Origin of the sequence: Bacillus sp. Marseille-P3661 (assembly GCF_900240995.1) — a bacterium.
Lineage (GTDB): Bacteria > Bacillota > Bacilli > Bacillales > Bacillaceae_J > OESV01.
Map to the genome: position 1 here is coordinate 1,418,140 of NZ_LT965953.1, position 26,858 is coordinate 1,444,997.

Below are 26,858 nucleotides of genomic sequence, written 5' to 3' on the forward strand. Positions count from 1 at the left end.
TATTGTCAGCAAAAGAGTGTTACTGTTAAGATTAGAAACTCACCCGTTAGCTCAAAAACCAAAAAGGGAAAAACAACCAAGCGTCATCTACATAAAGCACCATTAGAAATCCTGCAAAAATACCTATACAAAGAAAAATAATGTTGTGTATTTTATTTTTTATCCAACCAAATGAATATCCAATAGCCAAAGTTAATGGTATAAAAGTTAATCCAATTGTCATTTGTCCTATCGAAAAACCTGCTAAAAAGCTAAATATATAAATTCCAACAGCAGAAATCCAGTAAAGCCCATACTTACCTTTAATAGCTAAAATTGCCGCCACAATCGCTATAACCAAAGCAGAAAATGCAATTACAGAAAAAATTAGCATAATCCCCCTCCTCATTACCATTATTTTACCATCACTTTCTTACCCCTTAAAAGAAAATGCCTGACCCCCGGTACGCTAACGCTTTACCACTGGGGATCAGGCACTAATTTCGTTATATATTCCAAAAACAGATTTGCTGTCTCATTCCGAAAATGAAACAGCTAAAAACTGTCCTTTTGGACCTTAAAGTTTTATGTAACCTTCTCGTATTATATTTGACCTGCATAAATGAGAAATATGAGTGTGGTTTTATTGAACTGTAGGGGTCATCACTCAAATTAAATCCCTAGCTTTTGCACTTAAAGCAGGTTCAAGGCGTCCATTCGATCTTACCTATTTAAGCACTTCAATGAAAGCGCCTGACCCCCAGTACGCTAACGCTTTACCACACTGGGGGTCAGGCACTAATTCCACACAAAATACCAACTGGATATGGATAGCTATTTATTTTCGTAGTTTTAAGTCTTCAAGTAAGAAAGAGACGATTACTTTTGGAGTAATCGTCTCTAATAGTTGTATACTGCCAGTATATTTGTATTGTTCATTAGCAAGTATATATATAGAACCAATTCCAAAATATAAAATGGATCAGAGTGAGTGATATTAATTGACTACGTATGATGTAATAAAAGAAATGCAAAAAGTTTTCATAAAATATCAAGAAGCAAACCTTTTACTAATAGAAAAATGGCAGGATCTTATTTTTCTATCCCCTAGATGGTGGTTAGGAATTTGTTTAGGGATCATTCCTTGGTATATATGGTGGAAATTCCATAACAAATCCTATACTGGAGACTTAATTCGTTCAGGTTTATTTATGGCCTTAATAGCTTTATTAATGGATTCCATTGGAGTACAATTAGGACTTTGGATATATCCATACGATGTGTTTCCATTTATACCCGGCGACACTCCATGGGATTTAACCCTATTACCAGTTTCCACGATGTTTTTTATTGAGATAAGGCCTAAATGGTCACCTATAAAAAAAGCAATCATCTATGCATTATTAGTTTCATTAATAGGGGAACCATTGGCAATGTTCTTTAAAGTATATCAACCTCTACATTGGAACTCAATTTATTCATTTCCTATTTACATCCTGTTGTTCTATATCTGTAATAAATTTGCCCGAAGTAATAAATTCAATTCTCAAATGAAATAAAAAATAATTTAAGCTAGGATGAAATCATTTCTAGCTTTTTATTATGTTACAATATCGGTAAATACGAATCGTCTCTTGGTAATTTTTCAACAGTATCCTTGTACTGCGCAGCAAGGGATCTGTTGGTTTTTGTTTTCATCTTCAACATTAGCACCCTTTAATTGAAGATCGTTAAGCAATGATTTTAATTAATTAGCGGTAAATTATAAAACCATTATAAATATTGACGTTCGCCTGTTTCAGCGGCTTTTACGATTGCATCCAAAAGTTGATGGAGTTTCACAGCATCTTCAAAAGTAGGCATTTGAGAAATACCTTCCTGAATATCTTTTGCGAACTTTCTATGTGCTTGTGCCACATTTAAGACTTTTGACTCAGCGTTTTTGATTTCTTTAGGTACCCAAACATATTGATCTGGTATTGTTAATTCTTTCAGTTCGGAAGGATTTTGCGCTGCTTCCGTTTGTCGTGCACCCATCACTTTGTACGGCCCTAATTGAAGCTGTCCTGGAGAAGTGAGGACAAGCGTTCCCTCATCACCAAAAATTTCTATATGTGTGCCTGCCAGATGTTTGATTCCTCCTTGAATATGAACGTTAGCTGTTGCTCCGCTTTCTAATGTACCAATGATTATATTTGATCTGTATCTTTTGCTACGGATTCATAAGTATTCAATACTTTCGCTTTTTTTAAGATAAGGGTCTTGGTCGTTAGCATTAAATGACATACCTACATAATCATCAGTAAAAACCTCATATATATTCTTAGTTGTAAAGTGTTTCTTTACTAAATTTCTCATTTGGTCATCCGAAAAATTTTCCCCAATTAAAACTTTGTCCTCATTAACATCTTTACTGTAAGATAAAGTAAAATTACAACCAAGATAATTAACTATACTCACTATCTAACATAACCCCTTTAAGTTTTTACCTTTATTAGTCAAATTACCTCTTCAATTAACCTGATCCAATGGTTTAAGAACTGGGGCAACATCAACCTTTGCCAATTCCTTTTTTTGTGTCTCCTAATCCTTTTTGAATCTAAATTCCTGACCCCAGTACGCTAACGCTGCTATTCTCAATCTTGTTCCCCTATTAAGGATCATTGGCCAAATAGAAAAGTGAAAGTAAAGAAATGTAAAAAAAACGCACTTGTGAAAAACTCACCGTGCGGTTAAATATGATTGAGTGTAGATTTAGTCGTTAAAATATCATTCCTTTTCTAGGAGCAGGAAATGTAATGAATAATGAACCTCCGCTAAGGAATGAAAATAAACAATCAAACTGGGAAAGTCACAGGCACTATTCCCATTATCCTGCCTGCAATACTAAGCCATTTTGGGGCGTAATTAATCGTTATAATTAAATTCATATTAATTATTCGCTGCCTCAGAAACGGCAGGATGGATATATAAGCTCTCAGCAACATTTTCGTAGTTTTCAACATTAAAATTTTCCCATACAATTTTGTCGTATGTTTCTCGATTCAACACAACCCTAACCCCGTCTTGATCATATTCCTTTCCGTATTCATCAACAAAGGTTGTTTGAATACCAACCATTACTTTATTCACTTCTTCATTTTTGAAAATGATTTGAAAAACGTCTGCTGTGTCAGATAACATATTTAATTTCAAATCTTTATTTGAAAAAGTTTCATCACCGTTTAAAGTTACTTTAGAAAATTCTCCAAATTCTACTTTAACCACTCTTTTTTTATCTTCATTTGTTCGTTCTCCGAGTTTTTCGTTAATTTCGTTAATTATTCTTTCCTCAGGAGTTTGCGGTTCATCTTTTATTTGAGTATCATCGTTTGAAATATCTATTATTAGTAAAATTAACACTAACAAAAAAAAAGCCCCAAAAACTCCTCCGATAATTTTTAGTGTCTTCTTCATTGCACTAGCTCCTTTTTTGGTATATTTAGTTAATGTCTACTTCGTCAATTTGAGAATGTATTTGATGTTATTCCCAAACTTTTTTGAATATATACACTTCTGTATTTTGTAAACAAAAAGGGAGATAAGAAAATGCCTGCCCCCCAGCACGCTAACGCTTTACCACACTGGGGTTCAGGCACTCATTCATCATATATTCCAAGGAAAGATTTACTGTCGCATTCCGAAAATGGAACTTCTAAAAACTGACCTTTTGTATCTTAAAGTTTTATGTAACCGTCTCGTATTTTATTTGACCAGCATAAATGAGAAATATGAAGGGGTTTTATAGAACAAGTTGAATGCCATCACTCAAATTTAACCCCTAGCTTTTGTACTTAAAGCAGGTTCAAGGCGGCCATTCGATCTTACCTATTTAATCACTTTATATTTTTTATGAGACAACACGGTTTTAGATGGTCGCCCATTAGATTCTCTTTTATCTAGTTCAATTGATGCTGAATTGTTATATACTGCGATTATTCTACCCTTTTCGCCTTTCTTTTCACCTTCTAGAATCTGAACGGGATCCCCAGAGTGAGCTAAAACTTCTTCATTCATAGTAAATCTGCCTCCAAATCATCTTAAAAATTTCTAATTACATGAGTTTATTTTGTTTCTATAAAAAAATTTAATGCAGAAATTAAATGTTTAATTTAGCCAATTATTAATTGAATGAAACGTATATCCTAATTACCATATTAGATGAGGACTGTATATGTCCGCCATAGAAAGCTCAAAAAATATCAAGTCAAAATGACGTGTCAGAAATAACTTGTAAAAATTTCGCATAAAAAAAATGAAAGTGAACATCATAATAATCCCAACGGGGAATCGCAAAACATCAAGATATCGAATACACCGAGAATTATCGCAATTTCCCGTTCAGATAAATAAGCACCTCTTGAACTCCTCCATATCGAGGTGCTTCTTCCACTCATAGAAATTAACATCCAGTCATTCACTGTTTTATGTACCAACTTTAAGGTTTAATTTAATAAAAGCTCCCTGACCCCCAGTGTGTTAACGCTTTACTTTACCCGGGGAGTTGTTTGTTAATAAATTTATAAAAAGTGAGTACAAAAAAACTCATCGAATTTTCCGATGAGCTTTATTATTTATTATTGGTTCGCTTTCTTTACCCATTCTGCTACTGTAACAGTACGTTTTGCCTGATGTTTAACAGCAGCCTCGACATCTTCAACCATTTTTCCATCTTGATTCACTGTAACACTAGTTCCATAAGGGTTTCCACCAGCTCCAAAGGTTACAGGATCTGTATAACCAGGTGCAGCCACAATTGCACCCCAATGGTACATCGTTGTATAAAGAGATAAAATTGTAGCTTCCTGACCGCCATGTGGGTTTTGTGCAGAAGTCATTGCACTTACAACCTTATTTACAAGCTTTCCATTAAACCAAAGTCCACCAGTTGTATCTAGGAATTGTTTCATTTGTGATGGCATATTACCAAATCTTGTAGGTACACTGAAGATAATCGCGTCTGCCCACTCTAAATCATCCAATTTAACTTCAGGCACATCCTTTGTTGCTTCTACATGAGCTTTCCAAATCGGATTTCCTTCTATGGCTGACTGTGGTGCAAGTTCAGGGACTTTTAAGACTTTCACTTCTGCACCAACTTCTTTTGCACCTTCTTCTGCCCATTTTGCTAATTGATAATTTGTACCACCCATACTGTAATAAATCACCGCTAATTTTACATTTGACATATTTTCTTTCTCCTTCATAGTTGAATTTCCAAATAATTTGGATAAGAAACCCATTATTACAAACCTCCTTATTTCTTTCAATTTAATTTACATGCATTACTTAAGCAGCTTTTGATACCTTATTTGAATCATTTTTGAAAATAAATTGACTCACCGATAACAGCTTGCTTCCATTGATAACAAGATAAATAGCCATAGCTAAGAATGCTAAATCTAACTCATATCCTGCCATTTGACCATTTCCTAATAAGCCAACAGCAAGTTTTACTTTTAATGTTGCTCCAATCATCAGAATTGCAAGTAAAGCGGATACTAGACGAGTCCCTAAACCAATGACCAAGGCAATTCCCCCAATTAGTTCAACTAACGCAACACCATATGCCATAAAACCAGGCAATCCAATACTCTCAAACCATCCAACAATATTTTCAATTCCACCTTGGAACTTGATTAATCCGTGGATAAAAAATATCACTCCTAATGTTACTCGTAAAATAAGTGCTCCTAATTCATGTTTAAACATAACTACTTTACCTCCGAAATATTTTTAAAATAAAAGATTATAAACTACGATACCATTTTGCTGCAGCTTCAACTTCTTCTACTGTTAATTGATGACCTCTATCTTCCCAATGAAGTTCTACATTTGCGTTCGCTTTTTCTAACATATCTTGTAATTCCCGTGATTCCAATGGTGAACAAATCGGATCATTTGTCCCAGCAGCAATAAAGACTGATTTTCCTGTTAAATCTGGTAACTCAACTCCTTTTCTCGGTACCATCGGGTGATGAAGCATTGCACCTTTTAAAGCATGTTGATAGTGAAATAATAGACTACCCGCGATATTCGCTCCATTAGAATACCCAATTGCAATAATATTATCACGATCAAATTCATACTTTTCGGCTGCTTCATCGAGAAATTCATTGAGTTCCTTTGTTCGGAACACTAGATCTGCTTCATCAAATACACCTTCTGCTAGTCTTCTAAAGAAACGAGGCATTCCATTTTCCAACACATTCCCACGAACGCTTAATATAGATGCTTCATCATCAATTCTTCCGGCTAAAGGTAATAAATCTAACTCACTACCACCAGTACCATGAAGCAAAAGTAATGTAGATTTATTTGGGTCTTTGCCTTTTTGAAATACATGTTTCATCATTTATCTCCCTCCAAAGCACGAACTTCAATATTGGGTAATGTTTCCAATAATTCTTCTCTTTTTGATTCTAACCATGAAGGCAACATGAGCTTTTCACCAAGTTCATCGATTGGTTCATCCACAATAAACCCTGGTGGGTCTGTTGCAATTTCAAAGAGTATTCCCCCTTTTTCATGAAAATAAATCGCTTTGAAATAATTTCGATTCTTGATTTCCGTTGGATAATATCCTTTTTCCATCAGTAGCTCTCTCCATCTATGAAGCTCCTCTTCATCCTTGGCTCTCCAGGCAATATGATGAACAGTTCCAGCCCCCATTAATCCTCGAACAGATGGAGTTAACTTTATATCAATCGTATTTCCAAGTGGAGCCTTCGATATCAATCGAAGAAATCCCTCTCCATCTCCAATACATTTCAGACCTAAAATATTTTCAAGTATATCTGCAGTTTGATGTGGCTGGGCTGATATTAAAGTAGCTCCACCAAATCCTTTTATGGCATTCTTTGACTGAATACCTCCAAAGTTCCAAGTATTGATGGGTCCTTCTTCTCTCTCTACCAGTTCTAGTTCAAGACCGTCTGGATCCTTAAATGTCAAAAATTTTTCTCCGAAACGATTAGCTGATTTGTATTCGATCCCAAATTGATTTAAACGATTTTCCCAAAATTCAGTTGAACCAATAGGGATCACGTAACTAGTCACACCAACCTGTCCCATACCTATACGTCCTTTTAACTGTTTAGCCCATGGAAAGAACGTTATCACTGTTCCTGGCTCACCAGATTCATTTCCAAAATAAAGATGATAGACTTCTGGACGATCAAAATTGATTGTTTTCTTTATTAGCCTTAATCCAAGCACACCGGCATAAAAATTAATATTTCTTTGTGCATCGTTTACCATTGCTGTTATATGATGAATCCCTGCCGTTTTAAGCAAGTAGATCCCTCCATTCTTGAAACGGATTAAAGTGAATTAATTCGGTCGGTCTATAGAAAACATCTCGCCGATTTTGGCATAGTTAGTTCCAGCTAATCGGCTTACCGCAGCGAGTCCCTTTGGGTCGATTCTTCCATTTTCATAAATATCACTATCAATATAATATTGAACGACTTTGCCGATAATAAAATCACATCCAGGTGAGCCATATCCACCTAACTCCAAGTAATGTTCTAATGTACATTCCATTCGAATTTTCGCTTCTTTAACTCCTGGAACTGAAATTATCTTACTTTTAATCGGAGTTAATTTTGCCAACTCAATCTTACTTTGGTTTGAAGAAAGGCTTGCAGCTGTTTTATTTATCTTTTCGACATTTTGTTCATCAACAACATGGACTACAAAATCTCTTTTATTCAAAATGTTTTTAGCCGTATCCTTCTGTCTCCCTTCAGACCGTTGGATTGATAAAGAAATCATTGGGGGATTAGAAGAAACAATATTAAAATAACTAAACGGTGCACCATTTAATACACCATCTTCAGACAATGTTGTTACAAAAGCAATAGGTCTCGGGATAATACTTCCGATTAGAAATTTATAATTCTCTCTTTCCGTCTTCATAGTAGGGTCAATTGAAAGCAAAGAAATCATTCCCTTACAAAATTAATCTAATTCTCTTACTTGAATAGGTATTAACCTGCGTTCAAGTTGTTTTCTATATTGTTCATATCGTATAGGCAACATTAGCTGTTCTCCCATTGTCTGTACTGATTCATCATGCGCAAATCCTGGAGGATCAGTCGCAATTTCAAATAGAATTTCTCCATGTTCCCTAAAATAAATTGCGTTAAAATAATTTCTATCCTGAACCGGTGTAACATCATATCCATTCTCTGCAACATATTTTTGCCAATCCAAATGATCTTGATCATCAACAGCTCTCCAAGCAATATGGTGAACGGTTCCCACTCCCATTTGTCCGCGACCGTTAGGAGTTAATTTTAAGTCGATTATATTTCCGATATCTGCTGAGGAACGAAAACGAATAAAGTCGCCTTCTTTCCCAACAGGTTCTAGGCCCATAACATGCTCTAACAAATCTGCTGTTTTGTTTGGCTGAGTAGATAATAGTGTTGCACCCCCGAAACCTTTGATAGCAACTTCAGGAGTTACCCCACTATACGCCCATGAATTAACTTCTCCTTCTTCTCGCTCAACTATCTCTAAATGAAGTCCATGAGGGTCATCAAATTCTAAATACTGTTCACCAAAACGTTCCATTTTAGTGTAGGATACATTGAAATTTTCTAGTCTTTGTTCCCAAAATTTCATAGCACCCTTCGGAACAACATAAGAAGTTACACCTACTTGCCCATCTCCAATTTTTCCTTGATACGCATCAGCCCATGGAAAGAACGTAATAATTGTTCCTGGTTTTCCACCTTCATCACCAAAATATAAATGATATGTTCCTGGATCATCAAAATTTACTGTTTTTTTCACTAAACGCAAACCTAAAACACCTGCGTAAAAATCAACATTTTCCTGTGGATGTCCTACGATTGCTGTAATGTGGTGAATTCCCATTGTTTTCTTACTCATTTTTCACACTCCCTCCTTAAGATCAATTAAGTCGTAGTAACGTGATACTTTATTTTGACCCTACCTTTAATTTTAAGTATTAATTATTTATCTCTATATAGTTTATCTCTAATTTGAGATTATTATTAAAATAAAAATGCATCTAAAGCATATTGACCAGGACCAATTAAAGCTATTCCAATAGCTACTGCAAGCAAGGTTAAATTATATTCATATCCATTTGCTGTTGCCCATAATCCATTTGGTGCATGCACCTTAACGATAGCCATTACCATCGTTCCAGCAATCATAATTCCAGCAAGTGGCGTTAAAAGTCCTAAAGCAAACAAACCTCCTCCAATAAGCTCTGCTAATCCAGCAAAAAGTGCCATGGTTATTCCTGGTTTCATGCCAATGGATTCAAACCAGCTTCCTGTTCCTTTTAATCCATGACCCCCGAACCATCCAAACAATTTTTGAGCACCATGTCCAATGAATAAAACACCAATTATTACTCTAATTAATAGTAAACCAAAATCCATCATTTAAAATCCTCCTATTTTTTATCTCGATTTCGAGATATTGTTCCAAAAAAAATCAAGTTTGTATTCTTTCCCTTTTCTCAAATAGTCTAACTATATTTTCTAGCTCATTACCATTTTATGATTGTACATTTTCTCTCTATTATTTATCACCTCTTAAATATATATCGAATGATTAAATACTTAATTAAGATATCTCGAATACAAGATATATATTATAACTTTATATATTTAATGTCAATCCCCTTTTTACATTAAGTTGCTATTTTCGTAAAAAAAGAGGAAAGCAATAAAAGTTCAGTATCAGACTGACACTTCCTAAAGACTTTCATTCTCTGTGGATGATTTTATGGCATGGATGGCTAACTGGGAGGATCCATAGTAAAACCTGTTATTTCTTCATTCTTCATTATCGAAGGAGATATTAGGACACTAATAATGAAAATACCTAACTTTGTACCTGTAGTGAAATACAGTGGGTAATTGTTCGCCTCTCTTAGCCAACAGTAATTTATTATATTCTACCATTTAAAAACACCTTTAATATAACTTTGTTAGTATACGTCTACTCTGCAGTAAAGAATGACGGTTTTCTTACTCCATATTACAGCCTTAGTTTAAGTAATATTTTCACAGATTAGTTTATCTAACCATAGATATTGAGCTAATTTTAATGAACAATTGTTCTCATGCACAAACGAGTGAGATTGTTCATTAATTGATAATCCAAAAATCTCAAAAAATACATAAGAAGCAACGTTTCTTATCTAGTAGAAAACGTTGCTTCTTATTGGTTTTATTTCAACTAAACGGCTTATGTTAGATAAGAAATTTCCTTCGTTTGTGAATAAGCGCTATTGGATAATTGGTTTTTAGTTCACATCCAGTATAGGTGAGATTAATAACCTCTTATTGTTCAATACTTTACTCCAAACATTTTGTGGTCTTGAAATTACAGTCTATAAACTTTCAGGGCAAACAACCTTAATATCATATTCTTGCCCCAACATCCCCTTAACAATCTTTGATATTTGCGGTACATAACGTGTTTCTACCCAATCGCGAGCAAATGAGTTATTAGCTGATATAACTAATGTATCTCCTTCAAATCTACCATCTAGTCCCTCAATCCATGTAACAAAGCTTGGTTTACTAAGAGCTTTTTGCATTTCGTGTAATACTAGTTTCCATAGATCTCCGTTTTGGTTTTCTCGTTTCTGCTCTTTTTTCTCTTGTGGGTTAACTTCGATTTTTTTTATGTGTTCTTGAAATTCTTTTCTCTGATTACCTACAAGTTCTTCATAATACCCCTTTTGTAATTTAGTTGGAACAACAAATTCTTCGACAGTATTATTTGAAAAGTATTGAGGATTAGGTTTAAAAATCATTTGCAGTTCCATATCGTATCCATGACCATGAAAATAATTAAAAAACTGATGCTGATTAAGTCTGGCTGCTGGTATTTTTGCAATTTCTTCTTCTGGCATGTCGGTTGTAAAAATCATTGTATCCCCATTCTTAATAACAACACTATAAATCGATAATTCACTCATTCTAATCCCTCACTATGTTAGTCAGCTTTAATAGTTTAAATTGCTATTTTATCTTCTAGCCTTTAATAATGCAATCATTTAAAAATAAAAAGAAGGACTTTATGATATTATAAATTGTTAGTAAATTGCACATTGCTAGTGTGCAATTGGCCAATTATTTGGCTACAATCAGATAAACAAAGAACGAAAATGTTCACTATACAACACAATCGCTTCCATCTCTACTATGTTTAGTAGTACAACTATAGGGATTGCGAACTACCGTTTTTCTAGTAGTTCTGGATTTTAAATTTATTTCCAATCACTTTAACTTTGGCGTCTGAAAGTAATTCATCATCAAATTCCCGATTGGATAAGTTGTTCATTATTAATAATGAACAACTGAGCGGTATTGTTCAACAAGTAAAATGGATTAATTTTTAAATATCACAAAGAAACATCGCTTTCTTAACCGATAAGAAAACGACGTTTTTATTAAAAGCTACTTCACCTTGTCTGTTGAATAGTATCTTTGTACTGTGTAGCAAAGGATCCTGTGATTAATGGCAGTTCCTGTTCAACAAATTATGCGCATTTACTAATAAACAGAGAAGATGTCTTCAACAATAGTTCCAGTTTGTTATGCAGTCCAGGTAACAAATATGTTTAGATTTCGTAACCTAAAACTATTCCTCACCTATAACCCCATTATTTCAGCCACGAGTTGGTGTGAGTGGAGTCGGGCGTTGTGATCATAGACCATTGTGCTTACCATTATCTCATCTGCCTTTGTCTCATCTAAGAAGGATTGCAGCTTTCTCTTTACGTTGATAGGACTTCCGATGATAGTGGAACCTAATTGTTTTTCTAAAACTGCCTTTTCATATGGGCTCATGAGCTCGTCTAAATTCTTTACTGGTGGTAGCAACTGTGTTGGCGTATTCCTTATCATGTTTAGGAAACTTTGTTTGATGGAAGTGGCGAGCAATTCGGCTTCCACATCCGTATCTGCCGCGATAACGTTTACTGCTACCATTGCGTAAGGCTCTTTATATTCCTCAGATGGTTGGAAGTTCTCGTAATACAATTTCAGGGCTGGTAATGTGTTTTCAGGTGAAAAATGACTGGCGAAAGCAAACGGCATCCCGAGTTGTGCCGATAACCTTGCACTAAACCCACTTGAACCTAACAACCAAATAGGGATATTTGCTCCTTCACCAGGGATTGCTCGTACCGGTCCAGAACCTTGAAAATAGGCTTGCAGTTGCTCTAATTGTTCTGGAAAATCATCGCCATTGGTGTAGTTTGCCCCACGAAGGGCATGGGCTGTTCGTTGGTCCGTTCCCGGTGCACGCCCTAATCCTAAATCAATTCGGCCTGGAAACATTGCTTCGAGTGTTCCGAATTGCTCCGCGATAACCAGTGGCGAATGGTTTGGAAGCATGATTCCACCGGATCCTACACGAATAGTAGAAGTATGCGCGGCTACATGGCCGATTACTAAGGATGTTGCAGAGCTTGCTATGCCAGGCATATTATGGTGCTCCGCTAACCAGTACCGTTTATAGCCTAGTTTTTCCGTTAACTGTGCTAACTCTATCGAATGTTGGAAGGATTGACTAGGCGTCCCCCCTTGCACAATGGATGCAAGGTCAAGGACGGAAAAGGATATATCTTTTATGGATTTTGTCGGTCTATTTATTGTCATGAAGTAACCACTTCTTTCTTCTTAATTTACTAGGTGGATGGAGCTTGGAGGTGTTTGAATAGTATAGTTATGCGCCCCCATACAAAAGGTTATTACATAATAATTTGTTATTATCATAACAGGAAGCATTGATGATTTAAATTGATATGACTTAGTGAAAGCATGGATTCGTACACTATCTTTGGAATAGATCATCCGTTTTAACAGATGATTTATATAGAAACATTCAATACTTAGGTTGCTAAGTAAATAAATACATTTAGTATGCTAAATAGTTCATTAATTCAAACGAATGAAAAACGGGAAAAACGGGGTCAGTCCCCCACTGAATTAACGCTTTACTCCACTGGGGGACTGACCCCAAAACTATAAAACTATAATTGTTGACAGGATCATCAGTGAGCGTTATCTCCTTTAAAATACCTAATCCCCTCGCACCATACCAGCGTTTTACCACAAAAAATAACACGTCGAAATGACGTGTCTGAAATAACTTATTATAATTCCGCATAAAAAAAATGAAAGTGAACATCATAATAATCCCAACGGGTAATTGCAAAACATCAAGATATCCAATACACCAAGAGCTATCGCAATTTCCCGTTCAGATAAATAAGCACCTCTTGCACTCCTCCAGCTCGAGGTGCTTTTTCCACTCATAGAAATTAACATTTCCCGTTCTTCAATGTTTTATGTACCAACTAAAAGTTTATTTTATAACTACTCCACTCTAAATGTTAACCGAGACTAACCCCTACTCATGCATAGATGGTATAGCTTCTTCCCTTTATTAAAACTTATTCCTTATATCCTTCCAGATAACCCAACAAAGCAGCTCTACAACAGAGTTACTTTGGTATTGTTTGATTACAAAAGAATGGCAATCATCAAGATTTTCAATTGAGGGAAACTAATATAAAGCATTTCAGTACTACAATGGTGGTGAAAAATAAATGAAAAAGTTAGTCATATTATTCCTAATTTTCACAGGAACTTTTCTGCCCGTTCAACTTGTAAAGGCAAATGTCCAAATGAAATGGGAGGATGTTGCTTTTATGCAAATAAACCGCACTTCAGGAGGAACACGCACTTTCAATGAAAATGATGGTATTGAAGCAGCCGTGATTCAAAAGGTGATTGAATGGATTAACACAGCAAGTTCTGAAAAAGAAACATCAGAAATAGTTTATAAAAAAACTCCAATTGCCCTATTAAATATTAAAATGAAAAACGGTGACGTTGCTATAGTAAAACCTGCCTATGACTGCCATGTTCAAAATCAAACAAAATTTTGTACACTGGCAGATGGTGATGTTATCCTTACCCAAAATAATCAAACGTATCGATTGAGATCAGTTGAGTTTTTCGATTGGCTCCTGTCAGGATGGAAACACGAAAGAACAACGCCACCTCAAGATACGGAAGAAATGATGGTCCATGATATAGTAATGCTTTTATTAGGTCCAGAAATAGATAAGGCGGTGAGCAATTATTATGCTGAATATTTAACTTATTCGCCATCGGTCTATCCTTACCAAGTTGAAATCATAAATGTAGAAAGACCTGGTGGGTTCCGCACCTTTCATTTTTTAATCACATTAGAAATTACACCAGTGGTTGGACCACATATTTCTGTGGGAAAAGACAGATTGACTTTTGAAATTGCTCCAACAATAATTCCTAATCAAATTAAGTTAAAGAAATATGAACATCTTGAAACACATGAACTTCCTCCACATTGGCAGGACATTATAAAACAAAAAACCTAGTAACCAATTTATTGCATGAACAAAAAAAACCCCTACAAGGTTTAACGAACTCGTTCGTTTTTGGAATGAAAATTTAAAATACAATAATTTGCACGTATGTTGAATAGCTACATTTAGCTATCCTTTTTTTGGAAAGGCACCACCTAAATGATGGTATACTTAATAGTGAGCTTTAAACAGTTTTCCTATTTCACAATTAATGGCTATTGTGCACTTAAGTAAGCTCTTGAATAATAAAGCGTGGATGGGAGGCTTATAAATGAATCGTTATCAAAAAGTATCTTTAATGGTTTTAATTGGGGTGCCGCTGTTTTTCTTGATCATTAGCGTTTTGACTGGAAGGTGGAGTTTCTTTTTATGGAGTTTACTACCAACTTTTACTTCTGGAATTACAGGTTATTTCCATGCTAAAAAACATGAAAAAAATAGTTTTTGATTGTTTTAGTAAACCAGCTAATAATTTGTTAATCATTCAATAAAAATAGCTCATTGTCATTCGTTTTCATCTCTTTACTTACATTATACTTCTATTTATAAGTTATTGATAAACTACTCTTTTTGAATTTCCTTTATTAAAGTGTTATTTACAAATCTAAAATTATAAGAGGTGTATCAATATGAATGACAAAAAAGATGTCTTAGATTAACGGGTTCAGTTCTAGGAGAGAAAACAATAGGTACATTTCGAATAGCGGTGCGTACTCCTATTCTTATTGGTATGACAACGTTTATAAGTTTTTAACACCTAAATTCACATTGCGAATAGCAGCTTTTTAACAATAAAAAATTATGTACAGCGTAAAAAAACAGTGTTAAAAGCTATGCTTTTTTATACGTCATTTTCGATACTAATAATGAGTTATTCTTGTTTTTAAAAGGTTTATTAGGATTTTATCTTAAAATATTTAGAGAGAAACGGAACAGGCTTATTCAACTAACTAAGCAGTTTAGTGGAATAAGATGTGATTCTTGATGCCAATTTGAAACATATGCAAAGTAAAGTTCGTCTTATAATTTAAGGGGGGTAAAATTATATGAAGACATTTCATATTTGGAGTTTAATCGTCGTTTTATTATTGTCATTATTAGGGTGTCAGCAAAATTCGGCATTATCAGATGACATTAATTCAAAATATAATATAGAAGGTTTTGTTGAACCTGATCCATCAGATTTGGTGAAATATATAAAGCCTGTAAGAGAGTATATGTATCATAGAACTCAAGCAGTAATAAATAATGATATAAACATTCTCTGGGAAAGGTACCCAGAATTAAAAGAGAATATTGATAGTGAAAAAGGAGTTAATGTAGAAAAAAATGAGGTTGAATCTTTAAATCAAGGTTTTGGCTTGGTGGATGCCAATTACAATATTGAAAGTTATGAACGAATTAAAGTGAATGCAATAAATGATAATGAAGTAACAGTTCTGGTTCACGGAAACATTGCTTATTTGAGAGATGACTTCGACGAATCTGGCGGGGAATATTTAATGAAGGTCTTCTTAATACAGAACCATAATCAATGGACCGTGGTAAAAACTGATGAATACACTTTACCTGAATACAAAGAATGGTTACAAGAAAAAAATCAATAATGCCCTATTAAACTACCATGAAAATAAACTTCTGTAATTAAAGGAAAAAGGCAATACTTAAGAAGACGCAGCTCATTCATTTTTTAAAAAAAGGGGAGAGCGCCTGATTTATTGATCTATTGTAGGAATACGAACTGGATTATAATGCTTCAGGTTCTTGTAATGTTACTGAGTATCCCAAACTTTCAAGTCTGCGTAGGGAATGCCGTACAATTGACTGTTGTCTCTGTTTATCAAAGTAGTCTTCGCCTAAGTCTACATATATTTCTTTACGGGTTAAGAGATAATAAGCAATTCTCAACATGGCATGAGCCACTACTATTCCTGCACGTTTCTTTCCCTTTCGTGACGCTGTACGCCGATACAGTGCTCCGAGATAGTTTTTAGATCCTCTGACAGAATGAGCTGCTTCTGTTAATGCTGACCTCAAATATTTGTTTCCTTTTTTAGTTTTAGATGATTTTCTTTTTCCCGCACTTTCGTTATGTCCAGGAACCAAACCTGCCCAAGAACACATATGAGCTGCACTTGGAAATTGATTTTTAACATCTGTTCCGATTTCAGATAAAATTTGCTCAGCCATTCTGGTAGCTATGCCTGGGATAGAGTCTAAGCGTTCAACGTCTTCTTGATGGGAGCTTACTCTTCCTGCTACTTCGTGATCGAGCATCTCGATTTGCTCAGTTAAAAAATCAATATGCTTCAAAATTGTTTTCAACATTAGGCGTTGATGCGAATTGATATAACCTTTAAGGGCAAGCATTAGTTCATCTTTTTTCTTTTTCATTGTACGTCGAGCAAAGTTTGCTAGTTTTTCAGGGTCCTCTTCTCCTTCGGTAATAGCGTTAAGCATATCCCGACCTGAAACGCCCATAACGTCTGAAACCACAGAGCCTAGCTTAATATTTGCACCCTCTAATACCTTTTGAATGCGATTATGTTGCCTAGCTCGTTCTTCAATAATACTCCTGCGATATCGAACTAGTTCACGTAATTCTCGTTGATTACGATCAGGAATATAACTAGCTTTTAAGAGTCCATGACGAAGAAGTTTGGCAATCCATTCTGCATCTTTGACATCAGTTTTACGTCCTGGGACTGCCTTCATATGTTGGGCATTCACAACTAGAAACTCAATATCTTCTGCTTCTAGTAAATTAACAATAGGCTTCCAGTAAACACTTGTGCTTTCCATGGCAACATGGGTACAGTTATGCTCTTTAATCCAGTCAACCAACTGTATTAGAAATACAGTTTTAGTTGAAAAAGTTTGAATCTCCTTTCCTTCTGGTGTCATAATACATGCAGTAATATTGTCCTTATGAACATCCATACCGCATGCTCTTTCAATGACTACATCCATTGAAAACATCCTTCCTACGGCTCTGAATATAATTGGAGGCTGGTGCAGCAACCAGAATGGGATTAATCTACCATGTGTGCTTCCCTAAAGGGAGCGACAGTCAGTGGTGCACCGTGGTCGTTGGAGTCAGACTAACGGATGGGCTCTAACGCACCATAGTTAAGCGACCTTCCTCTCCCAGCCGTAGAATCAGTATTGACGGTTCTTAACCGTTTTCATTCTCTGTGGTGAAGCGCTGATTTTTGCGTTTCATGGATGGCTAACGGGATGCAATAGCTTAACAGCGGGAGTTGTCGATGCGGCAGCTCTTTTTTGTTATAGGGGCAGTTTAGCGCAAGCGGAAAAATATGTAAATGTTTGAATAAATTGATATATAAGAATACATTATAACCTATAGAGGTGATATAATGAAAAACTCAAAATTATTTTATATAAGTTTGTTAATCCTACCATGGCTAACAGTTCCATTCTTAGGTAGAAATTCATTTGAGAAATATCTTCCAGCTGCAATCTTTATAAGTACATTCACAAAAGCAATAGATTTATTCGGTGAAAAGAAAAAATGGTGGAGATTTTATAGAGGGATACCACCTTTGGATAGTATGAACTTTTTTAATTTTGGTCCATATTTTGTTACAAGTCTTTGGCTGTTAAAAATGACTTATGGCAGATTTCCATTATATTTAATTTCTAATCTAATTCTTCACATTTGTTTTATCTTTTTAGGAGGAGTAAAACTTGTAGATCGTTATAAAATATTTACTTTGGAGAAATTAACTAAATTTCAATACTTAGCTATCGACTTTTTAAGAGCATTACTTCTTTATAGTTTTCAATACATAAATAATTTAAGTCGAAATACAAAAAATTCATAACAATTAATCAAAAAAAATTAATTAAAAAAGTGAGTTTTTACTAAGGATATTGTGAAGTAATTCACTTAAATGTAGTGTAGTGCTTTGACGAATAAAAAGTATTTATAAAGATGAAAAATCACCTAAAATTTAATAATTAATAGGTGATTTTTGCTCATTTAAAGCACTTAGGGTTTTGTGTATTTAACTCTATTTTTCAATTTGTAGCTTAGTTTTTCCCTCGTTATTTTTGATATAAAGATTGTTAAACTCTACTCCACAAGCTTTAGCGTGAGTGATTGGATCATATTTTACTTTGTTTTTTAAGACAGTGTAGATAAGTGCTGCAATTTTACCGGATAAATGTCCAATTGCCTTTTTCTTATTCATTCCTTCGTTTACCTTGCGGTCATAGTAGGCTTTGAAGACGGTAGGTTGTTTTTGCCCGTTTGCCAATATGATTAAAGCGATTTGATAAAGGACTCTCCTGGCATCTCTAACACCACTGTATGTCTGTCTTGTACCAGTCACTGATGTTCCTGATTGTTTATTTTCTGCGGATACACCGAGGTATTTTTTGAACTCTTTATATGTACTAAATCGTTCAATATCTCCTACAACTCCAATCAGTGTACATGCAATATTTTCGCTCACAAAAGGAAGGGACATTAAGATTTCTGTATATGGGTGTGGGTCTAACCCTTTGTCAGGATCTCCCCACAAAAGTTTATGTATCTCTTGGTCAATAAGCTTGAGACTTTCTTCTAGACGTAGGGCTTCTTCTATAATCCAATTTTGTCTCTCTACAAGATGTTCAGCTGGAACTGCGATAGTATTAGGCATCACTTTAGCTAATATATTAGCTGCTCGTTTAGCTACACTTTTTGCACCAGCTTTTAATAAAAAATTATATATTTCTTCTGCTGTGGCTTCTTTCATATGAAGTCCCGTAGGGTACTCTAAGACTAACTTAAGAACAGATGTGCTAGATAGGCTCTTAAAAGCTTTATTTAAATCAGGATGGGTGACTTTTAAAAGCTGTTGAACCTGGTTCTTTCGCCGTGTTAGTTGTACGTTTAAATACCATCTGTCCCTCATTACTGTTCTAAACAAGGATTGAAGGACTGATTGAGGTCTAATAAGTGTTACACCTTGCATATGTGGATGTAGTTGCTTATGCCACCCCATATATGCCATTACTTTGGCATCCATTGAATCAGTCTTTTCAGTGATTCCTAAGTTTTTCTTTCGAAATTCCCCAACAGCACTGTTCTCAACTTGAAATAAATCATAGCCCTCGTTTAATAGGACTTGTTGTACTAGGTAAGAATAATGTCCGCCTGTGGGTTCTAATAGAATTAAAAATTCTCTTTTGGTAAGTGAAAATTGATTTTCGATTTTCTTAAGAGCTGCTAAAAACTCAGCGATTCCAGAACTAACAGCGTTGAATTTCATTGTCTTCGTCCGTTTCCAAGCATTACCTTTAGGATCTAAGAATGCATCAAACGGTATGCAGGATGCAACGTGAAAGCTCGCCCCAATATCAATACCGACATAAAACTGATAAAAATTACGCTGTCCTTTATGGCTGTTATGCGTGTCATTTCCATAACTAAATGGAGTAATGGTAGTGTTCATCATTTCTCCTCCCAGTCGCAGTATGACATATCTGACTATCCAAGTTTCCGTGAGAGCTTTGTGCCCAATGTAGTATGTCAGGATTATATCGCCAGATATTAAATCTCATATTTAACACAAGAGTCTAGTTTCCTAGCTCCAACCAACGGTAGAGTTTCTACTGCTTAATATTATATTGTTTTTGGATTTCTTCAATATAGTCTCTTAAACAAAATAAAAATTACGACATAAAACCTCAAAATTCCTCCTAAAAAATAAAAAAATCCTGTAAAAAATACAGGAATGGAGCTTAATTATTAAACTTGGGTGCAGTGCCTTTTAATTGTATAAGTGGAGTGCCTCACTTCAATATTAGAGGTCTAATTATAGCCACATCCCAGTAAGTCGGAATCACTTTAAGGGTCACTGCACAACACAATTTTACATTACTTTTAACCATAAAAAAACCCAATGTCCTCAAACTAACGGTAGGGTTCCACTAAATTAGTGATCCCACGTTTAAGTCAAAGGTACATCGGTATTTTCATTATACAATTAATTAAAAGAATATTGAATATATGATCTGTTACAATGAAATTAATATACTTGGCATACAGTAGTATGTAGTGCTTCAAATCATATTTAAATTGGTGTAAAGCATTACGGAAAGTAACGGGGAGCGTATCTGGAAGAAGTAAATAGGCTCCTTCACTATTTAGACTTCAACAAAGAATATAAATATGTTAGGTATGGTATATCCAGCTACAAAAATACACGGTACTAAACGTGATATGAGTGTAATTAAACCACTTGAAGAACGAACCTTATCTTCCTGAAAATACATATCCTTGGGTTAAGATGTGGGATTATGGTGATAAAATGGACTTAGTATCTTTGTTTCACCACAACAAGATAGTGAATAGAATAAAGCGCTATTGTTGTTCCGTTTAAACGGGGGCGTAAGTTAAAAAAGATAGTAAACTATATGAAAAAGCTCAGATTAAACTATCAACCGAACCCATTTATATTAAACACTCTCTTTTTGTAAAATACCTTCTTGTTAAACTTATGAATTAAAAGAAGATTTCAACCGAAAAAATGTAAAATTGTAATATAATATATAAAATGGAGGTCGGTGTGGGATGGAAGAATTATTGAGACAGCTTTTAAGTGGACAAGAAGATATTAAGAATGACATAAAACAAATTAAAAGTGATTTAACAGAAATAAAAACTGCTGTTCATCGTATCCCAGCTAAGTCAGCCTCAAGATATAACTGCGTTATTAGATCGGATGAATAAGAATCTTGAACATAAAACTGAAGTGTTAAATAAACGAGTCTTTAATATTGAAACTGAAGTAGAAAGATTAAATAGACAGTAAAGTAAAGTAAAGTTTACCAGATGTTGGGTAAGCTTTTTTTTCGACAAGTGCCAGGCACTTGTCGATTATTTGTTGATCCCCTAAGAAAAGTTCAGCTTCACTTCCCCTTCTAACTGAATAATTAGCAATCCCAATCGTTTGTTGAATAAGGAAAGTTACTTGAACTTATTCCGTCGCATGCTCCAAAGCCAGATTCAAAACTACTTCCCATAATAAACATAGTTCGAAACAAGTGCCCTTTTTAAATGTATAAAAAGTAGTTATTTTACCGATTTTCCCAGTATATATTAAACTATCAAATAATACCCTAAAAGGAGTTGGCCCATTTGACAGTTTTAGGCGGAAAGTACATTGAAGTGGATTCTGGGGTAGAGCTATTTGTTCAAGACGTTGGACAAGGTGAACCTATTGTATTTATACCAGGTTTCACCTTTACAACTGAGGTATTTTCAAAACAAATCGATTATTTTTCAAAAACAAACCGTGTCATTGTCCTCGATCCTAGAAGCCATGGAAGATCTACGGTGACCTCGCATGGTAATGATTACGTAACACACGGAACGGATTTAGCACAAGTCTTAAAGCATTTAAATATTAAAAATGCAACATTGGTAGGATGGTCATTCGGCTGCTTAACCGTTTGGGAGTATTTTAAACAATATGGAGTTAGTACTATTAAGTCAGCCGTTTTAATTGATATGCCACCTAAATCATTATCGATCCAAAACGAGGATTGGGTAGAGGGATCACTTGATGATATTGCGGCCATTTACAATTCAAGCTTACGTAATTCGAAAGGACACAGGGAGTTCATTTCAGCATACATTACACAGGTAATGGTACAGAGGGAATTAAGACAAGAAGAATTAAACTGGCTTGTCGAACAATCATTAAAGACTCCATACTATATAGCTGGAAACCTTTTTGCTTCAGGTATGTTTTCTGATTATCGAAATGAAGCAAAAGAATTAAGCAAATCGGTTCCAACCTTAACGGTCGTCGCCGAGCACTGGGCACATATTGCAAAAGCTTACACCGAAAAAATCTCTCCGGAATCAAAGATTGAAGTCCTTGGTGGACATATGATGTTCTGGGAACACGCTGAAAAGTTCAATGAAATCGTAAATAACTTTGTAAAATAAATCCTCAAAAAGGAACCTGTAGCTCCTTTATGTCTGCTCATTTAAAAGTAGCGTTTCCAGCGGATAAGCAGTTCGGTTGTGAAAGTCAATAAAACGAATTCGCAAGGTAAATTGTATAATTTTAGACAACAAAATCACAGAAAAACGCAGAGATTACTAAATTAAATATATAGGGACAATTAGTTGCTGAGAGGCAAAGCCTGTATCGTAGATTACCAACTAATCATTGATACGATACAGGCTTTTTTCAAAGTTTCTTATTCAACTGTCCCCGTTTGTTATACATAAAGACTTACACAATAATTGCATATTATATAAATGATGTGACAATAAGTCATTATTTCTTACCTTTTCGTTCTAAAAGTATAGGTGCTATATTTAGTAAGATAGAAACAATTGTCAAAAACCATAATGCCCTTTCCATACCAGGTACTACATCCATTAAAGCTGCCCAATCTTCCACTTCTACCCACACCGATACAAGACTGTATTCTGCACAAAGTGTTAATGCTGTAAATGATAATCCCATCGCCATAGCAAGCTTATAATCCTTTCCTGCTTTATACATATAAAGATTTATAAAAGTTGCTACTATTGCAATAACCCCAAATATCATAAATAACATACTAACCTCCATATATTTTTATTTATGTCGTGTAATAATACTAATGTACATCCTTTCAATTTTTTGCATTACTTTTTTATTAGACATTAATACATCAAATCTTATTTTATAGTAAATGCTCTTCCTTTTGTGATTTCTTATTGAACAAACCTGTTTCAATAGTTAAAGAAGCGACAGCTTTGTTCAGTTTTCGCCCCCGTTAGCAAATTTATTTCCTGTGTAACCCCCGGATTTTTTTCGTAGTACCTTCATAATATTTTTCAAATCTATCACTTAATTTGTCCAATACTTTAGATGTATCTTATGATCAAATTCTAAGAATGTCTAATATTTTGGACATTTATATAGAGCATTTTTCTTTAAAAGTGTTCATTTCCATAAACTTGCTGGATACAAAAAAAGCGCATTCCTAAGTACAGAATAGCGCCCATTTGCTATAAAATTTAATCCTAGTTTAATTGTTCAGAGACATCCTTTTATTAAAAAAAATACTCTGTTCTCTATAATTTATATTAAAATGATGGATAAGTAATTTTTCCTGTTTCTACTAATTGTTTCAAACCTAAAAACATATAATGCCAACCTTGTTCGGTCTCTTTTTTCCAATCTTTATGTGCTTTTTCAATATCTTCGTTGGTCCAACCTTCTTCATGGGTCACGGTAATTTCTTGTGTGAAGATCATTTCACAGCCTGATTCAAGCGGTTGGATCTTCACTGTAATGTCGTCTTCTAATTCACTAAATTGAGGCATTTTGAATGTGAAAACGAGTTTCGTTGGTGGTTCAACCACTTTGTATTCTCCAATAGCTCGGTAATCTTTCCCATCTCGGTGATCCACAATTTCCCATGTACCGCCGACACGAGGATCACTCTCTGCCACTTTATTCGTATGTTCCATGGTGAACATCCATTTTTTAAGCATTTCTACGTTAGTCCACGCGTCAAACACTTTTTCTGCTGGAACATCAAATATGCGTTTCATATTAAGGGTTGTTATTGATGTATTTGTCATGCAACCATCCTCTTTAATTTATTATTCTGTTGATTCATTCCATTTTCACTTCTTGGTACGTTGTTCCTTATAAAAACGAAAGTGGACGTTCAAAAATTAGTATAGCTAATATTGGATATTTTTACAAAATAAAATCCTTCGCAATAAATACTACTTTCAGTTTTTGCATTAATTTTTACCAACATGATTCCTCTAATTGTTCTTGTCTTATTTTATATTCATATTGACTCTCACGTTACGGGATACTTTATAGTAACTAGTGAAGGGAGCGAAACAAGATGAAAGTGAAGGAAGTTGCTGATATTGTGGGAATTAGTGTGCGAACACTACACCATTATGACGAAATTGGATTATTAATCCCAGATGAAATCACTGAGACTGGTTATCGTGTATATTCTGACGAGAATCTCGAAACCTTGCAGCAAATCTTATTTTTTAAAGAGCTTGGCTTCCCTTTAAAGAAAATCAAAGAAATCATTGATCGTCCATCATATGACCGGCAAGAAGCATTGGAAATGCAATATAAAATGCTTTTAGAAAAAAAGAGACGGCTCGAGAAGATGATCAAGACGATTGAAAAGACAATACAACATTCGAAAGGAGAAATACAAATGTCAAATCAAGAAAAATTCGAAGGCTTTGATTTTAGCCATAACCCATATGAACAAGAAGCAAGAGAAAAGTGGGGTGACAAGGCAGTCGATGAAGCAAATGAAAAAGCGAAAAACATGACTGCTTTCGATCAAGAAAAATTCAACGAAATTTATCGTAACCTTGCCGCCATTCGCCATCTCTCACCTGAATCCATAGTGGCTCAAGAAGGAATTAAGGAGTGGTATCATTTCTTAAACAAACTGGGGAACTACTCTCTTGAGGCATTCAAAGGATTAGGTCAAATGTACGTAGACGACGAGCGTTTCACCAAAAACATTGACCAATTCGGTGAAGGCTTAGCTATATTTATGCGTGATGCTATGGCGGTGTATGCAGACAAAAATAAAAAATAATGTTTATTCAGTAGAGGTTATGGCTTTTGTCCATAGCCTTTTTAACATTTTTTCAAGTTCTTTAATCGGTACTTATATCAACCCAACCAGCTAACGTAAAATGAAGGCTTTGTTAAGCATTAATGTTAATAATTATATTTATTTAAGGGAACCTACAATTGTGGTTCCCTTTGTTCATTATTGGTTATATCCAAAAAGGTAATAATATATCTTTTTGAAGATGTAGCAAATATAGATGATACACTGAGGTCATTAGTATGCTTTTTGATTGATTAATCAATTAATAATTTTTAAGAACTTAACTAACCAAATAAATCAATTATTAAATGAGTAGGGTGACGTATCTCACAATATTTGCAGTATGTAAATTATGATTATAGCGGAGTAAAAACTCAAATAAACTAAAGCCTAATTTTAAAGAAATAATAAGGCTAATAAAAAAGAACAATTTTTCACTTTTTTTAATTATGCTTTTACTTACTTCAATACTGGTGTGACCATCAAGTAAAATGACACAGTTATTGCTCAACTAAATGACACATTTAATTGAAAATTATATTAAATACCTTATGTGATCCAGATGATTTTAAAAATTATTCACGGATGTATTATATTAAATATTATAAAAGCCTTTATAACAAGTAATGTATAAAAACTTGTTTTAGGCTCTTTAAGCTGTTTCTTCGTTTAAGTAGAGCCCCCTTTACTTTTAGTGTAGCAATTCACATACTAAGAGACTTTTTTCTAACTAACTTTAATGTGTTATAATCGTTATAACAATTATAACAAGGATGTGATTTTTTGGAACAATTCGAAAGAAAAGTTACTAAGATTGGAAATAGTTTTGGAATTACCCTTCCCACTGAATTACTCAAACAAGTGGGCTTAGCACAAGGAGACGATGTCCACGTTGAAGTGAAGGATGGGAAAATTGTTTTGAGAAAAAAAGAGCTAGTAACACTTCCTAAAGGCGTTGATGCAGAATTCATGGATATTTTAAATGATGTCATTAATGAGCATGACAAAGCGTTTAAAGGATTAGTGAACAGATAATGGATGAAGTCATCTATCTTACAACAAACCAAGTGATTGCTATTAATACGGTACAAATTCGTCTATATTCCCCAGATGAACCATTAGGTGTAAAAGATCCAAACCTACTTGATTCAGCTATTAACCGTCCAAAACAATCCGTGTTTGGTAGTGATGCTTATCCAACTATTTACAAAAAAGCAGCGGCACTTTTTGAGTCAATAGCTAAGAACCATGCCTTCCACAATGCGAATAAACGAACAGCCCTTGCTTCCTTAATTGTCTTTTTGAAAATAAACCATTTTCGTTGGACGATGGGAATTGAAGAAGAACAAGACTTTACAGTTGATGTTGTGAATCATAAATACACGTTTGAGGAAATTGTTTCAACAATAATAAAACATACAGAAAAATTGTAAAATCCATTCTCTATATAACTAGAGAATGGATTTTTATTTTGTATTTGTTAAAGATAAGCCCCCAATACTATAATAAGATAATACCCTTGTTTTAACTTGTGCACCTCAGATATTTTATACTCTTAAAACGAGTTTAATAAATAAGCGGAAAAATTTCTCTTAATTAAGAAATACCACAGAAAATAGCTGAAATAGACGGAAAAATTCCGACTATTGACTCAAAACACGTGAAAATCGGTATTTTACTTTGCTTAACCGGAAAAATTCCTCTTATTCAACCTAAACTTAGCTCTATTCTGGAGATTAACGGAAAAACCTTCGCTTATTTAAATCACACTGATTTCTTAATAGTTTCATGT

Annotated in this window: 28 protein-coding genes; 10 read left to right on the plus strand and 18 right to left on the minus strand. The window is 34.5% G+C overall.

Annotated elements, in window-relative coordinates; translation table 11 throughout:
• Positions 1 to 46: 46 nt before the first annotated feature.
• Positions 47 to 373 (minus strand): hypothetical protein, encoded by a 327-nt coding sequence (locus C1724_RS06695; protein ID WP_102345928.1) that lies wholly within the window; start codon positions 371 to 373, stop codon positions 47 to 49.
• A 607-nt stretch (positions 374 to 980) separates the two neighbouring features.
• On the opposite strand from C1724_RS06695, the gene C1724_RS06700 reads away from it, so the two are divergent.
• Complete coding sequence (locus C1724_RS06700; protein WP_102345929.1) at positions 981 to 1,538, plus strand: CBO0543 family protein; 558 nt, start codon at positions 981 to 983, stop codon at positions 1,536 to 1,538.
• A gap of 214 nt (positions 1,539 to 1,752) precedes the next feature.
• Here the strand turns inward: C1724_RS06700 and C1724_RS26345 are convergent, their stop codons facing one another.
• The 13 genes from C1724_RS26345 to C1724_RS06765 all read right to left on the minus strand — a co-directional run bounded on the left by C1724_RS26345 (position 1,753) and on the right by C1724_RS06765 (position 12,680).
• Positions 1,753 to 2,199: a Gfo/Idh/MocA family oxidoreductase gene (locus tag C1724_RS26345; RefSeq protein WP_374703444.1), complete on the minus strand. Its 447-nt coding sequence runs from the start codon at positions 2,197 to 2,199 to the stop codon at positions 1,753 to 1,755.
• Positions 2,200 to 2,439 (minus strand): hypothetical protein, encoded by a 240-nt coding sequence (locus tag C1724_RS06710; RefSeq protein WP_102345931.1) that lies wholly within the window; start codon positions 2,437 to 2,439, stop codon positions 2,200 to 2,202.
• A 471-nt stretch (positions 2,440 to 2,910) separates the two neighbouring features.
• Positions 2,911 to 3,435, minus strand: coding sequence for a hypothetical protein (locus C1724_RS06715; protein WP_102345932.1), 525 nt, complete (start codon positions 3,433 to 3,435; stop codon positions 2,911 to 2,913).
• 411 nt (positions 3,436 to 3,846) lie between these two features.
• On the minus strand, positions 3,847 to 4,035 hold the full coding sequence (locus C1724_RS06720) for a DUF2187 family protein (RefSeq protein ID WP_102345933.1): 189 nt from the start codon (positions 4,033 to 4,035) through the stop codon (positions 3,847 to 3,849).
• Between the two features lie 560 nt (positions 4,036 to 4,595).
• Positions 4,596 to 5,261 (minus strand): NAD(P)H:quinone oxidoreductase, encoded by a 666-nt coding sequence (gene wrbA / locus C1724_RS06725; protein ID WP_102345934.1) that lies wholly within the window; start codon positions 5,259 to 5,261, stop codon positions 4,596 to 4,598.
• A gap of 46 nt (positions 5,262 to 5,307) precedes the next feature.
• Positions 5,308 to 5,730, minus strand: a complete 423-nt coding sequence (locus C1724_RS06730) for a DoxX family protein (RefSeq protein WP_102345935.1) — start codon at positions 5,728 to 5,730, stop codon at positions 5,308 to 5,310.
• A 37-nt stretch (positions 5,731 to 5,767) separates the two neighbouring features.
• Positions 5,768 to 6,370 (minus strand): alpha/beta hydrolase, encoded by a 603-nt coding sequence (locus C1724_RS06735; protein ID WP_102346757.1) that lies wholly within the window; start codon positions 6,368 to 6,370, stop codon positions 5,768 to 5,770.
• Positions 6,370 to 7,314, minus strand: coding sequence for a ring-cleaving dioxygenase (locus C1724_RS06740; RefSeq protein WP_102345936.1), 945 nt, complete (start codon positions 7,312 to 7,314; stop codon positions 6,370 to 6,372). Before C1724_RS06740 ends, C1724_RS06735 begins: the two co-directional genes overlap by 1 nt.
• A gap of 36 nt (positions 7,315 to 7,350) precedes the next feature.
• Positions 7,351 to 7,959, minus strand: a complete 609-nt coding sequence (locus C1724_RS06745) for a flavin reductase family protein (RefSeq protein ID WP_102345937.1) — start codon at positions 7,957 to 7,959, stop codon at positions 7,351 to 7,353.
• Positions 7,960 to 7,980: 21 nt separating this feature from the next.
• On the minus strand, positions 7,981 to 8,919 hold the full coding sequence (locus tag C1724_RS06750) for a ring-cleaving dioxygenase (RefSeq protein WP_102345938.1): 939 nt from the start codon (positions 8,917 to 8,919) through the stop codon (positions 7,981 to 7,983).
• 125 nt (positions 8,920 to 9,044) lie between these two features.
• Positions 9,045 to 9,443 (minus strand): DoxX family protein, encoded by a 399-nt coding sequence (locus C1724_RS06755; protein ID WP_102345939.1) that lies wholly within the window; start codon positions 9,441 to 9,443, stop codon positions 9,045 to 9,047.
• A gap of 956 nt (positions 9,444 to 10,399) precedes the next feature.
• Entirely contained in the window at positions 10,400 to 10,993 is a 594-nt protein-coding gene (locus C1724_RS06760) for a DnaA N-terminal domain-containing protein (protein ID WP_102345940.1), read from the minus strand.
• A gap of 676 nt (positions 10,994 to 11,669) precedes the next feature.
• Positions 11,670 to 12,680, minus strand: a complete 1,011-nt coding sequence (locus tag C1724_RS06765) for an LLM class flavin-dependent oxidoreductase (protein WP_102345941.1) — start codon at positions 12,678 to 12,680, stop codon at positions 11,670 to 11,672.
• Between the two features lie 953 nt (positions 12,681 to 13,633).
• On the opposite strand from C1724_RS06765, the gene C1724_RS06775 reads away from it, so the two are divergent.
• The 3 genes from C1724_RS06775 to C1724_RS06780 all read left to right on the plus strand — a co-directional run bounded on the left by C1724_RS06775 (position 13,634) and on the right by C1724_RS06780 (position 16,044).
• On the plus strand, positions 13,634 to 14,449 hold the full coding sequence (locus C1724_RS06775) for a DUF3888 domain-containing protein (protein WP_102345943.1): 816 nt from the start codon (positions 13,634 to 13,636) through the stop codon (positions 14,447 to 14,449).
• Between the two features lie 259 nt (positions 14,450 to 14,708).
• On the plus strand, positions 14,709 to 14,885 hold the full coding sequence (locus tag C1724_RS25505) for a hypothetical protein (RefSeq protein ID WP_180994152.1): 177 nt from the start codon (positions 14,709 to 14,711) through the stop codon (positions 14,883 to 14,885).
• A gap of 598 nt (positions 14,886 to 15,483) precedes the next feature.
• Positions 15,484 to 16,044, plus strand: a complete 561-nt coding sequence (locus C1724_RS06780; RefSeq protein ID WP_102345944.1) for a hypothetical protein — start codon at positions 15,484 to 15,486, stop codon at positions 16,042 to 16,044.
• A gap of 139 nt (positions 16,045 to 16,183) precedes the next feature.
• Here C1724_RS06780 and C1724_RS06785 read toward each other — a convergent pair whose 3' ends face one another.
• Entirely contained in the window at positions 16,184 to 17,407 is a 1,224-nt protein-coding gene (locus tag C1724_RS06785) for an IS110 family transposase (protein WP_102345945.1), read from the minus strand.
• A gap of 407 nt (positions 17,408 to 17,814) precedes the next feature.
• Between C1724_RS06785 and C1724_RS06790 the strand changes: the two genes are divergently transcribed.
• Positions 17,815 to 18,282: a hypothetical protein gene (locus C1724_RS06790; protein WP_102345946.1), complete on the plus strand. Its 468-nt coding sequence runs from the start codon at positions 17,815 to 17,817 to the stop codon at positions 18,280 to 18,282.
• Positions 18,283 to 18,471: 189 nt separating this feature from the next.
• On the opposite strand, the gene C1724_RS06795 is transcribed toward C1724_RS06790, so the two are convergent.
• A complete protein-coding gene (locus C1724_RS06795) occupies positions 18,472 to 19,899 on the minus strand; it encodes an IS110 family transposase (protein WP_102345947.1) in 1,428 nt (475 codons plus the stop codon).
• Between the two features lie 1,121 nt (positions 19,900 to 21,020).
• Here C1724_RS06795 and C1724_RS25510 point away from each other — a divergent pair.
• Together C1724_RS25510 and C1724_RS06800 are read left to right on the plus strand one after the other, a co-directional pair.
• Positions 21,021 to 21,179, plus strand: coding sequence for a hypothetical protein (locus tag C1724_RS25510; protein ID WP_180994153.1), 159 nt, complete (start codon positions 21,021 to 21,023; stop codon positions 21,177 to 21,179).
• Between the two features lie 408 nt (positions 21,180 to 21,587).
• Complete coding sequence (locus C1724_RS06800; RefSeq protein ID WP_102345948.1) at positions 21,588 to 22,403, plus strand: alpha/beta fold hydrolase; 816 nt, start codon at positions 21,588 to 21,590, stop codon at positions 22,401 to 22,403.
• A 337-nt stretch (positions 22,404 to 22,740) separates the two neighbouring features.
• On the opposite strand, the gene C1724_RS06805 is transcribed toward C1724_RS06800, so the two are convergent.
• The gene (locus C1724_RS06805) at positions 22,741 to 23,028 is read right to left on the minus strand and encodes a hypothetical protein (protein WP_102345949.1); all 288 of its coding nucleotides are present in this window, start codon (positions 23,026 to 23,028) and stop codon (positions 22,741 to 22,743) included.
• 512 nt (positions 23,029 to 23,540) lie between these two features.
• Positions 23,541 to 24,041: an SRPBCC family protein gene (locus C1724_RS06810; protein ID WP_102345950.1), complete on the minus strand. Its 501-nt coding sequence runs from the start codon at positions 24,039 to 24,041 to the stop codon at positions 23,541 to 23,543.
• 278 nt (positions 24,042 to 24,319) lie between these two features.
• Here C1724_RS06810 and C1724_RS06815 point away from each other — a divergent pair, with 278 nt between their 5' ends.
• The 3 genes from C1724_RS06815 to C1724_RS06825 all read left to right on the plus strand — a co-directional run bounded on the left by C1724_RS06815 (position 24,320) and on the right by C1724_RS06825 (position 26,499).
• Positions 24,320 to 25,048, plus strand: coding sequence for a MerR family transcriptional regulator (locus C1724_RS06815; protein WP_102345951.1), 729 nt, complete (start codon positions 24,320 to 24,322; stop codon positions 25,046 to 25,048).
• 801 nt (positions 25,049 to 25,849) lie between these two features.
• Positions 25,850 to 26,101 (plus strand): AbrB/MazE/SpoVT family DNA-binding domain-containing protein, encoded by a 252-nt coding sequence (locus C1724_RS06820; RefSeq protein ID WP_102345952.1) that lies wholly within the window; start codon positions 25,850 to 25,852, stop codon positions 26,099 to 26,101.
• Complete coding sequence (locus tag C1724_RS06825) at positions 26,101 to 26,499, plus strand: type II toxin-antitoxin system death-on-curing family toxin (protein ID WP_102345953.1); 399 nt, start codon at positions 26,101 to 26,103, stop codon at positions 26,497 to 26,499. Before C1724_RS06820 ends, C1724_RS06825 begins: the two co-directional genes overlap by 1 nt.
• Positions 26,500 to 26,858 lie beyond the last annotated feature (359 nt).

Bases quoted from the DNA above. Each gene is read 5' to 3' on its own strand.
- C1724_RS06695 (WP_102345928.1), bottom strand. From the start codon at position 373: ATGCTAATTTTTTCTGTAATTGCATTTTCTGCTTTGGTTATAGCGATT.
- C1724_RS06715 (WP_102345932.1), bottom strand. From the start codon at position 3,435: ATGAAGAAGACACTAAAAATTATCGGAGGAGTTTTTGGGGCTTTTTTT.
- C1724_RS06720 (WP_102345933.1), bottom strand. From the start codon at position 4,035: ATGAATGAAGAAGTTTTAGCTCACTCTGGGGATCCCGTTCAGATTCTA.
- wrbA (WP_102345934.1), bottom strand. From the start codon at position 5,261: ATGGGTTTCTTATCCAAATTATTTGGAAATTCAACTATGAAGGAGAAA.
- C1724_RS06730 (WP_102345935.1), bottom strand. From the start codon at position 5,730: ATGTTTAAACATGAATTAGGAGCACTTATTTTACGAGTAACATTAGGA.
- C1724_RS06735 (WP_102346757.1), bottom strand. From the start codon at position 6,370: ATGAAACATGTATTTCAAAAAGGCAAAGACCCAAATAAATCTACATTA.
- C1724_RS06750 (WP_102345938.1), bottom strand. From the start codon at position 8,919: ATGAGTAAGAAAACAATGGGAATTCACCACATTACAGCAATCGTAGGA.
- C1724_RS06755 (WP_102345939.1), bottom strand. From the start codon at position 9,443: ATGATGGATTTTGGTTTACTATTAATTAGAGTAATAATTGGTGTTTTA.
- C1724_RS06760 (WP_102345940.1), bottom strand. From the start codon at position 10,993: ATGAGTGAATTATCGATTTATAGTGTTGTTATTAAGAATGGGGATACA.
- C1724_RS06765 (WP_102345941.1), bottom strand. From the start codon at position 12,680: ATGACAATAAATAGACCGACAAAATCCATAAAAGATATATCCTTTTCC.
- C1724_RS06775 (WP_102345943.1), top strand. From the start codon at position 13,634: ATGAAAAAGTTAGTCATATTATTCCTAATTTTCACAGGAACTTTTCTG.
- C1724_RS25505 (WP_180994152.1), top strand. From the start codon at position 14,709: ATGAATCGTTATCAAAAAGTATCTTTAATGGTTTTAATTGGGGTGCCG.
- C1724_RS06780 (WP_102345944.1), top strand. From the start codon at position 15,484: ATGAAGACATTTCATATTTGGAGTTTAATCGTCGTTTTATTATTGTCA.
- C1724_RS06785 (WP_102345945.1), bottom strand. From the start codon at position 17,407: ATGGATGTAGTCATTGAAAGAGCATGCGGTATGGATGTTCATAAGGAC.
- C1724_RS06790 (WP_102345946.1), top strand. From the start codon at position 17,815: ATGAAAAACTCAAAATTATTTTATATAAGTTTGTTAATCCTACCATGG.
- C1724_RS06795 (WP_102345947.1), bottom strand. From the start codon at position 19,899: ATGAACACTACCATTACTCCATTTAGTTATGGAAATGACACGCATAAC.
- C1724_RS25510 (WP_180994153.1), top strand. From the start codon at position 21,021: ATGGAAGAATTATTGAGACAGCTTTTAAGTGGACAAGAAGATATTAAG.
- C1724_RS06805 (WP_102345949.1), bottom strand. From the start codon at position 23,028: ATGTTATTTATGATATTTGGGGTTATTGCAATAGTAGCAACTTTTATA.
- C1724_RS06810 (WP_102345950.1), bottom strand. From the start codon at position 24,041: ATGACAAATACATCAATAACAACCCTTAATATGAAACGCATATTTGAT.
- C1724_RS06815 (WP_102345951.1), top strand. From the start codon at position 24,320: ATGAAAGTGAAGGAAGTTGCTGATATTGTGGGAATTAGTGTGCGAACA.
- C1724_RS06825 (WP_102345953.1), top strand. From the start codon at position 26,101: ATGGATGAAGTCATCTATCTTACAACAAACCAAGTGATTGCTATTAAT.